Annotated in this window: 14 protein-coding genes; 11 read left to right on the top strand and 3 right to left on the bottom strand. The window is 54.1% G+C overall.

Annotation, left to right across the window (positions count from 1 at the left end; genetic code table 11):
- The first annotated feature begins 158 nt into the window (after positions 1-158).
- Genes CFBP5499_RS28715 through CFBP5499_RS28690 form a run of 6 tightly spaced genes read left to right on the top strand, consistent with a single transcriptional unit; the run spans position 159 to position 3,403 of the window.
- Positions 159-767, top strand: coding sequence for a hypothetical protein (locus CFBP5499_RS28715; protein WP_080831241.1), 609 nt, complete (start codon positions 159-161; stop codon positions 765-767).
- A complete protein-coding gene (locus CFBP5499_RS28710; RefSeq protein WP_080831154.1) occupies positions 764-1,300 on the top strand; it encodes a thermonuclease family protein in 537 nt (178 codons plus the stop codon). Before CFBP5499_RS28715 ends, CFBP5499_RS28710 begins: the two co-directional genes overlap by 4 nt.
- On the top strand, positions 1,297-1,989 hold the full coding sequence (locus tag CFBP5499_RS28705; RefSeq protein WP_080831153.1) for a thermonuclease family protein: 693 nt from the start codon (positions 1,297-1,299) through the stop codon (positions 1,987-1,989). Before CFBP5499_RS28710 ends, CFBP5499_RS28705 begins: the two co-directional genes overlap by 4 nt.
- Positions 1,990-2,373, top strand: coding sequence for a hypothetical protein (locus CFBP5499_RS28700; protein ID WP_175416947.1), 384 nt, complete (start codon positions 1,990-1,992; stop codon positions 2,371-2,373).
- A gap of 22 nt (positions 2,374-2,395) precedes the next feature.
- Positions 2,396-2,968, top strand: a complete 573-nt coding sequence (locus CFBP5499_RS28695; RefSeq protein ID WP_080831151.1) for a hypothetical protein — start codon at positions 2,396-2,398, stop codon at positions 2,966-2,968.
- A 9-nt stretch (positions 2,969-2,977) separates the two neighbouring features.
- Complete coding sequence (locus CFBP5499_RS28690; RefSeq protein ID WP_080831149.1) at positions 2,978-3,403, top strand: hypothetical protein; 426 nt, start codon at positions 2,978-2,980, stop codon at positions 3,401-3,403.
- Positions 3,404-3,431: 28 nt separating this feature from the next.
- Here CFBP5499_RS28690 and CFBP5499_RS28685 read toward each other — a convergent pair whose 3' ends face one another.
- Entirely contained in the window at positions 3,432-3,761 is a 330-nt protein-coding gene (locus CFBP5499_RS28685) for a hypothetical protein (protein ID WP_080831148.1), read from the bottom strand.
- Between the two features lie 719 nt (positions 3,762-4,480).
- Here CFBP5499_RS28685 and CFBP5499_RS28680 point away from each other — a divergent pair.
- The gene (locus CFBP5499_RS28680; protein ID WP_080831146.1) at positions 4,481-5,038 is read left to right on the top strand and encodes a recombinase family protein; all 558 of its coding nucleotides are present in this window, start codon (positions 4,481-4,483) and stop codon (positions 5,036-5,038) included.
- Positions 5,039-5,096: 58 nt separating this feature from the next.
- On the opposite strand, the gene CFBP5499_RS28675 is transcribed toward CFBP5499_RS28680, so the two are convergent.
- Positions 5,097-6,449, bottom strand: coding sequence for an LLM class flavin-dependent oxidoreductase (locus CFBP5499_RS28675; RefSeq protein ID WP_080831239.1), 1,353 nt, complete (start codon positions 6,447-6,449; stop codon positions 5,097-5,099).
- A gap of 36 nt (positions 6,450-6,485) precedes the next feature.
- A complete protein-coding gene (locus tag CFBP5499_RS28670; RefSeq protein ID WP_080831145.1) occupies positions 6,486-7,715 on the bottom strand; it encodes a hypothetical protein in 1,230 nt (409 codons plus the stop codon).
- Between the two features lie 408 nt (positions 7,716-8,123).
- On the opposite strand from CFBP5499_RS28670, the gene CFBP5499_RS28665 reads away from it, so the two are divergent.
- From CFBP5499_RS28665 to CFBP5499_RS28650, 4 genes are all read left to right on the top strand, one after another.
- The gene (locus CFBP5499_RS28665) at positions 8,124-9,614 is read left to right on the top strand and encodes an NAD(P)/FAD-dependent oxidoreductase (RefSeq protein ID WP_158523339.1); all 1,491 of its coding nucleotides are present in this window, start codon (positions 8,124-8,126) and stop codon (positions 9,612-9,614) included.
- Positions 9,615-9,719: 105 nt separating this feature from the next.
- On the top strand, positions 9,720-10,736 hold the full coding sequence (locus tag CFBP5499_RS28660) for an NAD(P)H-dependent glycerol-3-phosphate dehydrogenase (protein WP_080831141.1): 1,017 nt from the start codon (positions 9,720-9,722) through the stop codon (positions 10,734-10,736).
- Positions 10,737-10,776: 40 nt separating this feature from the next.
- Positions 10,777-12,030: an NAD(P)/FAD-dependent oxidoreductase gene (locus CFBP5499_RS28655; protein WP_080831140.1), complete on the top strand. Its 1,254-nt coding sequence runs from the start codon at positions 10,777-10,779 to the stop codon at positions 12,028-12,030.
- Positions 12,027-13,001 carry a 2-hydroxyacid dehydrogenase gene (locus tag CFBP5499_RS28650; RefSeq protein WP_158523338.1) on the top strand — a complete coding sequence of 325 codons (975 nt, stop codon included), beginning with the start codon at positions 12,027-12,029 and terminating at the stop codon, positions 12,999-13,001. Before CFBP5499_RS28655 ends, CFBP5499_RS28650 begins: the two co-directional genes overlap by 4 nt.
- Positions 13,002-13,010 lie beyond the last annotated feature (9 nt).

Genomic DNA, 13,010 nt, shown 5'->3' with positions numbered 1-13,010 from the left:
GTCCCCACCTGACCAACGGTGTTGTGATTGCAACGAAAACCGATTAAGTTGGTGTCTGCAAGATACCGATTTGGTTCAGACTTACAAGTTTTCGAACCAGTGATAAACCCCCTTTTGCAAGGGAATCCCGGTGTACCAAGATGGTTAGGGCTAGAAACATGAATAGGACCATCCTTACCGCACTCGCTAGTTGCGTATTGGCAACACAGGCGTTTGCGGCTCCCGCAATCAACAAGGATTACATTCGGTCCCTCGCCTCTCCGGGCAAGACCGTTCTTGTAGTCGAGTATTATGACGGCGGTGGTAAAGCCGTGAACCGGAAGGGCTTTGCTACGGCCACCGGCTTCAAGGCTGTTTCGCCCACGGACTTCAAAGTGGACGAGAAAACCACCCTGCATCTCTACGGTATACAGCCGTGCAAAGGGGATCTCGTTAACCGGCAGGAAGATTATGCCGGCACCTGCGAAGATTTCGGAGTGACGCAGCTACAGACTATGTTGCAAAGCCCAAAGGTTTTGTTTTGCCGAGCCTTTCTGAGTGAGCAAAGTGCCCCGACGCAGAACGCAACGTGCTACGGCTACTATAATTACCCCGGCTCACTGGACAGTGTCGATAACTTGGAAGAGCAGCTTCTCTCTCTCGGTGCTGTTCGCCTCACTAAGAAGCAGGACGGTTCGTTTGAGCGCCCCGATCTTCAAGAGGCCGAGCAGATCGGTGTAAAAGGGAACTTTGGCATGTGGGCCGATCCTCGGGTCAAGGCTCAATGAGAAAGGTCGCGTTAGTTATCGCGGCCTTGCTGCCGACCTCATCGCTGGCGGCCCCGGAAGGCTATTTTGATCTTCAGCCGGGTATCACGCTCGAAACCGGTGATACCTGGGTTTCAAACGGCGAACGCTTCCGTTTGTACGGCATCCAGTCGTGCTTGCGTGGAACGAACTATACGGACGCTCATGGCAACCAGAAGGATTGCGGTGAGGCGTCTCTAGCTGTTCTCGCGGCGTATATCAAAGATACGAAGCCGATTTGCGCGCCCGTCGCGAAGACCAACAACATCTCTTATGTGATCTGCTACGCCACCGTAGGAAACCAGCGCCTTGACCTGGCCCAAGTTCTGGTGAGCAGCGGTTACGCCTTTGCAGCATTGAAGACCGACGGTCTCCCGTATCACGTTCCATATTCTGTCGCTGAGCAGATGGCGCAGCAGAATAAAGCCGGTCTTTGGCAGTTCAAGGACGTGCAGCATCCGTCGATCGCGCTGAGCCGCGAAGCAAATCAGCGCGCGCAGAAGGCAGCCCAATGAAGAAAACCATCACAATAGCGACCCTGATTGCTGGCCTCGCATCCCCCGCAATGGCTGCTGACCTTCAATATTGGAACTCCCAGAGTGCAGCTCGCACCGAGGTCGCACCTGTTCGACTGCCTATCTTCAAAGGCGTTGTCACGGTTCTCGATGGTCGCACAGTTTGGTACGGGACTCTTGGAAGAGGATACAAAGTCAGACTTGCGAATGTCGACGCCTGCGAGCTTCCGCAGTGGGGGTATGATCCGGAGTGGTCGGATCGTGACAAGACAAAATCGCCAATGCCTGTGCCGTGTGGGCCGCTTGCAAAAGCGTGGCTGAAGCGCACGATCGGCAACAGAGTGACCGAATGCACGACACTCGTTTATGGCAATGATGGCATTCCGCTCGCACAATGTACGGTCAAAGGACGCGACATCGCTGCTGAAATGCTCCGGGTTGGTTGGGCACGCGTTGACAGCCCCTATGCCAGCCAGCGCTATCTTGATCTGCAAACAGACGCGATGGCTGCCCGCTATGGCATGTGGGGCACTTACGTTCTCGATATGAACGAGTGGCGCCGGAAGGCGGTAGATAAAACAGTCAACCGCCGACCCATGGCAGATTTTGTGCTTCTTGCCGAACGTCGAAGCGAAATCTCACCACCATTCGCTGATGCCAGAAACAAGCCGAAGAGGATAGACCGATAGTTGCCGGATCTCGCCCATATTGCGAATTCGATCGCTACCGATCCATTGGCAGGGCTATTGCTCGTCATCCCTTTTTCGCTCGCCTTGATCATTCCGTGCGAGCGGGTGTGGTGGATCCATGCCCCGGTTGCACTCGCGTTCCTCGTCGTCTCGGTGATCTACCACGAACCGAGACATCTGGCTTTCGACAGCTATCTCGTAGGCTTCTTCGCTTTTGCTGCCGTGTGCAGGGATATCCCGAACCGACCATTGCTCTATCGCGTGGGCATTTTGTGGTTCGCCGCCTGCACTGTCGTCGCGGCATTGATCTTCGCCGCCTATCGCGAACCACAGCTTCCTATTCCGGCCCAGACTGCCGTGGTCGAGCCGGCGATTTCCGCATGATCGATTGAGAGGGACACCCGATATGAAAGCAATGTATTTCGCCGCCGCGACAGTTGCGGCCCTTGCAATGGCTCCATCAGTCAAGGCTCAAGATGCATCGTGGGGATGCCAGGTTCTGCTATGCGCGGCGTCATCCAGCCCCTCTTGGCAGGGTGTTGCGTACTGCGTTCCGCCTATGAAAAAACTGATTTCGGCTATGAAGAAGCCAGGTTTTTCGTGGCCGATTTGCCACGAGGCAAAAGCCGGGAAACCCGCCTACGAGCCTTATGAGGATTGCCCTGCCGGGTTTCAGGTATCCAATTCTGACGACGGGAATGGTGGTCGCCGGCTAGGTGGCCTTGGTGGTGGAAACATGTGCACCAAAACCGTAAATCAATGCCGCAACCGCGCAGAATTCCGTACGTTGTACGGCAACACTCGTGAAAACGAACGCACCAACGTCACAGTTCGCAGCCTCGGTGGAAATAACGATAATAACGACAGCTGCATGGTTCAGGTGTCGCAGCCCCGTCCGCTGCGTAAAGACCCTTATCGTTTTGACATCCCGAACGATCAAGGCGTTAAGCAGAGCCATTGGTTTAACCTCAACCTGTAGCCCTGATTGATGAACCAGAACATTATTGTTGTTCTTGCGACTGGAGCCGGCATCATCGCTGGTGCCGGTGGAACTTATGTGTTCATGCCTGAAGCTGAACCGCAGGTTCGCGCACCGACGCAAGATGAGATCGTGGCGGCTATCGCAGCGGACCCGTCTTTATTGCCTCCTCCTCCCCCTCCTCCGGCGCTTGTCGTGCCGAGCGAGGCTGAAGCGTTGGCCGCATATCGGAAAGCGTATTCTTCTAACCCGATGAGAACACGCGGAGCCGAACATCAACTTACCATCAACTTGGGTGACTGCGACAAAAGCTCGCCAGGCCCAGGTGTTTCCTGTGTGACCGCGATCAAGTTCACTCCGGCCGCACAGCCCATCAACCGAGTGATCGGCTATAGTCAGTCTGCTTCTGGTGAATGGGTGGCGACCAACTATTGATGTGTGAGGGGGGCTTTGGCCCCCTCTTTCACATCTGGCGGTCAGCAATTCGCTCTATCATTTCCATTTCCATGGGATCCAGCGGCCCCCGCGTCGATAGAATGAACGCGGCCAGGTACTCAAGCTTCCGATCCTGTTCCGCTCGATCTGACGGCTCATGCAACACGATCGAGAGGCGGGCTTCCCTTTCCGCTTGGGAAGCGGTTGATATGGCACCCGCGTAGAGAACGGCATTCACCTCTTCAGAGGCACGACGTTCATCCCACTCCCTCACAACCCTCGTCGTCACCCGTTGCGCTGCTAGATGGCGTTCCATCTTTTCCACCAGTGATGTGCCTGGATCGTTCGTTTCTCTCATCTTTTGTCCCTTTGCTCAGCAAACGGCCATGGCCGCTTGACCTCCCAAATCGAAGGGAGGGCAGGACCCGGTCCTGCTCCCGAGCTCGTGCGGAACAGTTGGAGAGAGGGGGACAAGCGCTAAACCGGAGGGGGATCACCCACCCGCAGGGCAGCGCAGCAGTGCTGCAGGCCGAAGGCCGAAGCATGGGGAGACCGGTTTAGTGCTTGTGGGGGAGAGAGGGCTAAGCGCCTTTCTCCCCTCTCATTACGTTGATTTTTTCTGAGGTTGGTTCATTCACAGGGTATTGCGAGGCAGCTTCGCTGCACCCATCTTATTGTTGTCGAGCGGATGCAACACCGGCCGCCAACGCTCGCTTCATGTCTTCATCCGAGTTTGACCTCGGGTCTGCCGGCCCGCTTCAGGGCCAGCGCTGGTGAGCCCGAGGTCTCTCATATGGAGGCCCAGTTCGAATGGCCATTTCATCTCTTGTGAATCTTCTTGCCGCAGTGGCGTTTCATGTAACGGTACAGGTTGCGGCTGTGCTTATCGTCCAATGGCTTTCATGATGTGATTGCCGCTGAGGTTGTCGCCTTATGAATCGGCGGCATGGTGTCGCATAATTCCTAAGTAATGCGACACTATGGCGATGAGCGGCAGTTCAACGGTTTTCGGTGTCGCATAAGTCTGTCGCAAATGCTAAATGATTTGCGACATGATTTGCGACAAGGGGACAGCATATGCACATCGCTTACGCGCGAGTTTCGACACAAGGGCAGGATCTCGAACAACAGCGCGCCGCCCTGCTGGCTGCCGGATGCAAGCGGGTGTTTGAGGAGAAGGTATCAGGGGTTCGAAAAGACAGGCCGGAGTTAGCAAAAATGCTCGATCACCTTCGACCAGGTGACGTTGTTAACGTCACCCGGCTTGATCGTCTGGCTCGATCGACAAGCGACCTACTCCATATCGTTGATCGGATCAAAGAGAAGGAAGCCGGCCTTCGCTCTTTGGCCGAGCCCTGGGCCGACACGACTTCCCCTGCCGGGAAGATGATCATGACTGTTTTCGCCGGCATAGCGGATTTCGAGCGCTCGTTGATCCTGGACCGAACAAGCGTCGGGCGAGCGGCTGCGAAAGCCCGCGGTGTTCGTTTCGGACCGCCAAACGCGCTAAGTCCGGAACAGGTCGCACATGCCCGGCAGCTGATCGAGGCAGAACAGAAATCTGTCACCTCGATCGCGCGGCTGTTCGGTGTTCATCGAGCAACGCTTTACCGTGCTCTGAACGGGCCAGAATGAGGATACTTGATGGTTCGGCGGAAATTACCCAACTTCTACTGCAGAACGGTTTTCCGGCTTAGGCCGATATTTTTCTTGACGCTCTTATTGGCTCCGGGAAGTCAAGCCCGAGGTGATCGCGTAACGTTTCGCCTTGATAGTCTACCCGGAACAGCTTTCGGCGTTGAAGCTCAGGAATGACAAGCTCAGCGAAGTCGTCCAGACCCCCTGGGATGGTGGCAGGCATCACGTTGAAACCGTCAGCACCACGGTCTTCGAACCATGCTTGCATTTGATCGGCGACGTCTTGAGCCGTTCCGATCACAGTCAAATGACCTCTTGACCCAGCTAGTCGAAGATAAAGTTGCCGGATAGTGAGATTTTCTCGACGGGCGACCTCTAGTACAACAGCTTGCCTGCTTTTTTGAAAACTTGTCGGTGGCAGTTCCGGTAGTGGACCATCCAGTGGAAAATCTGAGAGTTTAATTGTTCGACCGGCCAGTCCTTCCAAGAGGCTTAATCCAACCTCAGGTGATATAAGAGACTGGAGTTCATCATATTTGCCTTGCGCTTCTTCGCGTGTCTTTCCGACTATCGGGAGAAGCCCAGGCATTATCTTTATTTTTTCTGGATTTCGCCCGTATGCGGCAGCCCTCGACTTTACGTCACTGTAAAAGCTTCGCGCACCATCAAGAGTCGACTGAACGGTGAAAACCACTTCGGCGGTCCGGGCTGCCAGGTCTTTTCCAGCGTCGGATGAGCCAGCTTGAACTACGACAGGGCGGCCCTGACTAGAGCGAGGGATATTCAACGGGCCGGCAACAGAAAAATGGGTGCCTTTATGATTAGCTGCATGCATTTTCCCGAGATCGAAATATTCACCGGTTTCACGGTTACGAGTGAAGGCATCATCGTCAAAACTGTCCCACAGTTTCAGCACGACGTCAGCGAATTCTTCTGCTCGTTGGTATCGGTCCGAATGTTCTATGTGCTGTGCATGCCCGAAGTTGGGGGCTGCATTAGGATCGGATGAGGTCACAGCGTTCCAGCCGACACGTCCATTGCTAAGATGGTCAAGCGAGGCAAACTGGCGCGCCAAATTGTAGGGATCGTTAAAGGATGTTGAGCCTGTACCGATCAGGCCGATGCGTTGTGTTACGACCGCAAGTGCGGAAAGCAGGGTCAGCGGCTCAAAATGTGAGATACCACTATGGGCTGAGTGAGCAGCGGCCTCAGCTTTATCCAATCTAACAGCGGCGATGTCGGCTATAAAAATCGCATCAAACTTTGCAGCTTCGGCTTTCCTAGTGAAATCGGCATAGTGGGAGAAGGTGTCCCCGGCCCATGTCATAGGGTGTCGCCATGCAGCAACGTGATGACCGGTTAAATAAAGGAATGCGCCAAGATGCATTTCACCAGTGCGAGTAGTCATCATATCCTCCTAATTGACGAAGCTCGCGCGACCATCTCAAGGGCAAGCGGCGACAGCAAAACGACTGATCTTGGATACGCATTCTCCAAGACGGAAACCGCCAGCATATTCGTTCTCAATCGCTATCGGTTGATCGGGGACGATCTGCCCCAGTCTTTCAATGATTGAAGAAACCGAGTTTGCGCCCTTCTCTGACTGAAGGACCTGAACCGCAAGTCCCGACCCCTCTGTCGAAAGTTGGATTTTGAAATGGAAAACTGGATGATCGAGAGAGTACATCGCATCATCGATCAAATTCCGTGTCCGCAAGTTTAGCGGAAGGTTTTCGGATCTACCTACATGATTGAAGCGCCACGAGCCGTTGACAGCAGGTGTGAAGACGAAAAGATCCTTTGTTGCGTACCTGATTATAGGCATAGCGGAGCGCGTCAGACTCGTTACCAATAACTCGCCTAGATGCGCACCGAGAGGCAGAGCTGAGATATGCTCTGAATAATCTGGGATTGGGACGCTCTCAAACACAAAATCGGCCGTGAAACCCTGATAGGTTAAATCAGCATCGCCGTACATCATCATGCCGATCTCGTTGGCACCATACACGATAGGCACAATTTCAAGATCGCGGCCAATCAAGCGCTTAATGTTGTTGGCTTGGCTGCGGCTGAAATACTCTCCAGTCACAAAGATCCGCTCTATGGACGAAGGGAAAGTTAGGCCGAGCATATAAAAGTTGTAGAGGATTTGATGAATGCTCGAAGGAGAGCTCATCAATGTTGTTACCCTGTTGTTAACCAACGCGGCATGAATTCTGTCGTAGGTGTACAGGTTCGGTATCGGAAATACCGTCATGATTCCGATGTCGTGATCCTGTAAAGTCCTCACGGTAAGATCTCTGAGTGGGCTTAGAAATGACGGGTGGAAAAATGCCACTCGATCACGCCCTGGACTGAGATATCTTTTATAGGCAAGCCAGTAATTTGCTACACCGCTGACAAGATCGAATTTGGTTCGAGGAATTTGCAGTGGGACCCCAGTGGTGCCTGAGGTTTCCGCAAACAGCAGCGCCTCTTCGAGATAGCTTTCAGCGTTATCTTCGCGGAATTGTACTAAACCCTGCTTTGTAATTACCGGGAACTGGTCTAGGACCGTTCTCAGGGACCGGTTGCTACCTTTGGTGTTATTTAGAATATGATCGAGATTGAAACGGCTCGCTATCTCGCAAATCTTTGCGGAGGCAAGGTCCGCGTTATTTGATATCACCACCATCAATGCGATCCGATAACATGTTGATATAAATACAAATATTTATCCATAACGCGAATTCCGGTGTCATCGCGTTCGCATCTCCTTAGGTGAGTTGCGAAGAGATGATCGTACGACGTAATCGCGCCGGTTGAACATAAGCTTTGATCATTTCTTTCGGAATGGCAATATCAAAAATTCCAACTCACCAATCAAAAGTAGTATTTTCGCGCTTGCGTCGCAAACCGAAATCGTACACCTATGATGCGATGCAAACTTAAATATGGGGAGGCTCCACTTCTCTAAAGCATGGTGAATGAGCTCCGCGGGCATAGCTGCGGAGAACCGATTTGGCGCAGATACCGCTCAGTTTCCCCTCCGCTTGCGGGGGTGACGCTAGGTTCAAGCAATATTTATGGAGTTCCAAGGCTTATGAATGATGTGGCAATTTTTGATACTGTGATTGTCGGAAATGGCGCCCTGGGGTTGGCGCTCGGATTTCGCCTCACGCAACGTCGCCAGCGGGTTGCCGTGATCGGCCCTTCAACAAGACGCTTCAGCGCCTCCCAGGCTGCAGGCGCAATGAATGGAACCTTCGGTGAAGTCACGCGCGACCTCCTGTCGAGCTCCCATGGTCGGCAGAAGTTAGAGCTCGATATCGCAGCTACGGACGTATGGGACAGTTGGTGCGATGAAATCGTAAGCATGGCCGGCGAAAGCCACGCCCTTCGACGGAAAGATGGCACAACAATTATTTTGAATGGCGGTGGTACAGACGCTGTCGATACAGAAAATTTCGTGGCAATTCGGGAAGCCCTTACCAAGTACGGTCGCAGCTTTCAGCAGCTCGAAGGTCATGAAGTTCCTTGGGTAACCGCGCAGGGTGGCAATCGCCCATTCCAGGGCCTCCACATTCCTGATGAGCATTCGATCATAACCCCGGTTTACATGAGAACGCTAGAAAAGGCGTTCGTAAATGCCGGTGGTATACTGATTGACGGTACGGTTGAGAATGTCATTTCAAAGGGGGCGACTTCGGTCGCATCTGTTGAATTTGGCGACGGTAAAAGCGTTGTTGGGGAACACCTTGTGCTTGCAGCTGGGGCGCTCAGCCATGAGCTTCTGGCTTCAGCACTGCCAGACGTTGGACCATATGTTCCGCCAGTAACAAGCGGGTACGGGGCATCTGTTCTCTTGAGCCACGGCGTCGTACCCCCGCCGCCCAGTGTCATACGGACGCCGAATCGTGCGTTTGCGTGCGGTCTTCACGCGGTACCTCGCGAAGATGGAATATACGTTGGTGCGACGAACAAAATTCAGGAAAAGCCCCAAGTTTTTGCGCATGTTCCGGATTTGCATGCTCTGCTTGAACGGGCAATGCGACAGATGCACGCTGGCTTTGGTACTAGCGGGGTGCTAGCCGTCAACGTCGGCAACAGGCCAGTTCCGGTTGATGGTTTCCCACTGATCGGCGCTATTCCGGATAGCCGTATCTGGATGCTGACAGGAACTTACCGCGACGGGTTCCATCAGTCGCCTTTCTTGGCCGATCGCGTGGCTGACGCGCTCATCGATGGAAAGCACGACCCACTGTTCGACTCCTTTGCGCCGGTTCGGGCGCCGATACAAAGCGGACGAAGGGACGCGATCATTGCGACCGCTGTTGAGCACGCCCTGGCTGTGGGATTTGAGGCGGAGTGGCGTGTTTCTACCCGTTGGCCGGCGCGCATTGCTGATCTCCTGACGACGAAATATCAGGATGCCCTCAACGACCTGCACGGGACGATCACGCCGCCGCCGGATGTCCTGGTTTGCATGTCTGACAATGAGTGGCTGAGACGCAAACTTCGTGCTTACTACGACGTCTACAGCAACAAAACGCCGGCCCTTCAGGATAACCGGTTGCAGTTTGACGTTGCGTGATTTGCGCTGAGACCACCCCTGCGGGGTGGTCTCACTGGCTCTCCACAAAACAGGCGTTTAGCTACCACGCTCCTGCAGGAGCTGGGGCAACGGATAGGCATTGTCATGAAACAACATGCTGTTGTCCTTGGGGACGGCACGATGGCAACCGCGCTTGCGGCACGCATCGCCAAAAATGAAATCCACACGGTTTTGTGGTCGAAGAGACCAGAAGTCGTTGCCTCAATAAATAAAGAGCATAGGCACCCGCTTCATTTCACATCCTACGGGCTTCCTCATGAGCTGTCCGCAACCGAAAGCATTGAGCAGGCTTTAAACGGAGCTGGCTTGGTGATTATGGCGGTAAAGTCCGGGAGTGTAGCGGAGACAGCCCGCCTCGCACGCGACAGCTTCGAGGGAAACTCGGTGATGTTATCGGCGACGAAAGGCGTAGAGATCGAGACATATCGCTTCATGTCGGGCGTCATACGTGAAGAGCTGAGAAGTAATCGAGTCGGGATCATATCTGGCCCGAACATCACGACCGATATCATGGACGACGCGCCGACTGCTATTCTGGTGGCAGCTGAGGATGTCGATGCCATAAACGTGGGCCGTAACCACCTCGAAAGTCAATCGCTCAAGGTATTCGGTAGCACCGATCTGAAGGGGATCGAGGCGCTGAGTGTCGTCAAGAACATCGTCGCGATCGCAGCCGGACTGGCAATCAACCTTGGAGACAACGCACGCTCCTATATTATCTCACTTGGGCTTTCCGAAATCCAGGCCCTGGCAAAGAGGCTGGGTGCGAGGCCCGATAGTTCAGGCGGTCTCGCTGATATAGGAGAGGTGTTCCTTTCCTCGACAAGTAAGCACTCTCGAAATCACATGATCGGGGTGGATATCGCCAATGGAGCAAAGCTCCCTGATCTTCTTGCGGCGCTAGATGCAGCAAACGAAACCGCCGAAGGCGTTAACGCCGTCTTTGCCAGTAGAAAGCTCGCTGAAATTGCCGGCATAGAGATGCCACTTGCCGAGTGTGTCTTCCAGATTCTGTACGATGAGAGACCTGCAACAGAAACCCTCAGGTCGTTCCTGAGTGAAAAGCGTGCAGCGAAATGGCTCGCCGCGTCCGCTGCCTGAGGACAGGCCGGCAGATATTGGTCCATTACGTCGAGGCGTTATGAGCGAAAAGACTGAAATCGCAGTGCTTGGGGCAGGAATTGTGGGGTTGTGCAACGCGCTTCAGCTTCAACGTGAAGGCTTCCAAGTGACGCTGATCGATCGGGAGGCATCTCCCGGTCTTAAAACTTCATACGGCAATGCTGGACTAATTCAGCCGGACGGCTTTTCGCCTATCCTCTTCCCAAGAGATGTCCGGTCGATCCTTGGATACGCTTCTAACCGTCGGCGCGACTGCGTCTACCAAACCTCAGCCCTGGGGCACCTAGCCCCAGCCTTGGTTAAATACTGGCATAAGAGCGCGCCGGCATCCGCGCGACGTACCATGACAGCGAATATTCCCTTATTCGCCGCGAGTGTCGATGCACACATGGAATTGGCTGAACTGGCCGGCGTATCTGAGCAATTCAGTCCCAAGGGCTGGACGCGTGTTTTCACAAACGAGGTTTCGTTCAAGGATTACGTAGCAAAGATCGGTGGCCTCAAAAGTCATGGTGTCAGCGCAGACATTCTATCCCCGGCACAAATTCTCAGTCTCGAACCTCACCTTCTTGCTAGACCGGTCGGAGCGGTTCGGCTGATTGATCAGCTTAGTCTTTCCAGCCCCCTGAAGCTCACTGAGGCCTACTTCCGGCTCTTTCTCAAAAACGGCGGTCACTTCGTCAAGGCGGATGCGACGTCTTTGACACTCGATCCGGACGGGAGATATTCAGTGAAGACGGAGAACGGTTGGGTTACCGCGGATAAGGTTATTGTCTGCCTGGGGCCATGGGCAGATGATCTATTACGAAAATTCGGGATTAAAATCCCTCTCTTTGTCAAACGCGGTTATGCGGTGCATTTCAATGCGCAGCCGGGAGCCCAGCTTCATCATTCGACATCAGATGCTGACGGCGGATACAGCCTTTCTCCCATGGAGGAAGGCATCCGCCTCAATACCGGCGTAGAGTTCGCCGCTCGTGATGCTGCCGCGTCGAATGTCCAACTCGCCCGCGTTATCCCTTTAGCGAGAAGGTTCTTTCCGCTTGGGGAGCAGATCGAGGCAGTTCCGTGGGTCGGAAGCCGACCCTGCTTACCTGACATGCTGCCTGTAATCGGGGAAAGCCCCCATCGGCGTGGATTATGGTTCGCCTTTGGACATGCCCATCACGGTCTGACGCTTGCAGCAGCATCCGGACGCCTGTTGGCGCAAATGGTCAAGGGCCTGAGACCTTTTACAGATCCAACGCCCTACTCGGCGGAGCGGTTCGCATGAAGAAGCGAAAGATAGAGGTATTCGTCGCAGATGATGTTCCGCCTTGGGTAAAGGACAGGCTTGGGGGTCAGTTTTGCCTATCTTCTCAGCTGGCCTCCGGTCATGAGACCCGTGCTATAATCTCCGGTTCCGACACTTCCGGTAATAGAACCATAGACGCCAATTTGCTTCATCAGATGCCGGCTGTGGAGGTGATCGTCGGCTTTGGAGCGGGTTATGACCGCATAGATGTCGAGGCTGCCTGGAGACGTGGAATTACGGTCACCAACACGCCCAAGGTTCACGCCGAAGACGTTGCCGACTTCTCCGTTGGCCTCATGATCGCTACGCTTCGGCAAATACCAGCTGCCGATGCATTCGTCCGTCAGGGGCTTTGGTCTTCAAGGCCGTATCCGCTGACTGGAGAGAGCTTGCAGGGAAAGAAGGTTGGTATTGTCGGTATGGGCGCGATCGGAAAGGCGGTTGCGCGTCGACTAACTGCGTTCAACGTCGAAATCTCCTACCATGGGCGCAATCCTCAGCCAGAATTGCCTTTCCTCTATCATAGCTCGCTCCTTTCGATCGCGAGAGACGTAGACATACTTGTGCTGGCAATACCGGGCGGTCCTTCGACCGACAAATTGGTTGACGCTTCCATACTCAGTGCGGTCGGCGAAAATGGATACGTGATCAACGTCTCGCGTGGGAGTGTGGTCTGCGAGGCTTCGTTGCTCGCAGCATTGAGCAGTGGGTCGATCAAAGGAGCGGGTCTCGATGTTTTCGCTCATGAGCCCGCAATCAATCCAGCCTTCTTGAGCTTGGAAAATGTGGTCCTTCAACCGCACGTGGCATCGGCAACCACACGGACACGCGAAGCCATGTGGCAGCTCGTAATAGACAATCTGTCCTCGTGGGCAAAGGGATCGGGGGTGATAACGCCTGTTCAGCCGACGCTGTTACGCAGAATTTCGATTCAACTGTTGAGCGGATGATTTCATAGA

Origin of the sequence: Agrobacterium tumefaciens, assembly GCF_005221325.1 — a bacterium.
GTDB lineage: Bacteria > Pseudomonadota > Alphaproteobacteria > Rhizobiales > Rhizobiaceae > Agrobacterium.
The sequence above is the reverse complement of the archived record's forward strand: the minus strand, read 5'-3'. Positions and strand labels throughout refer to the sequence as shown.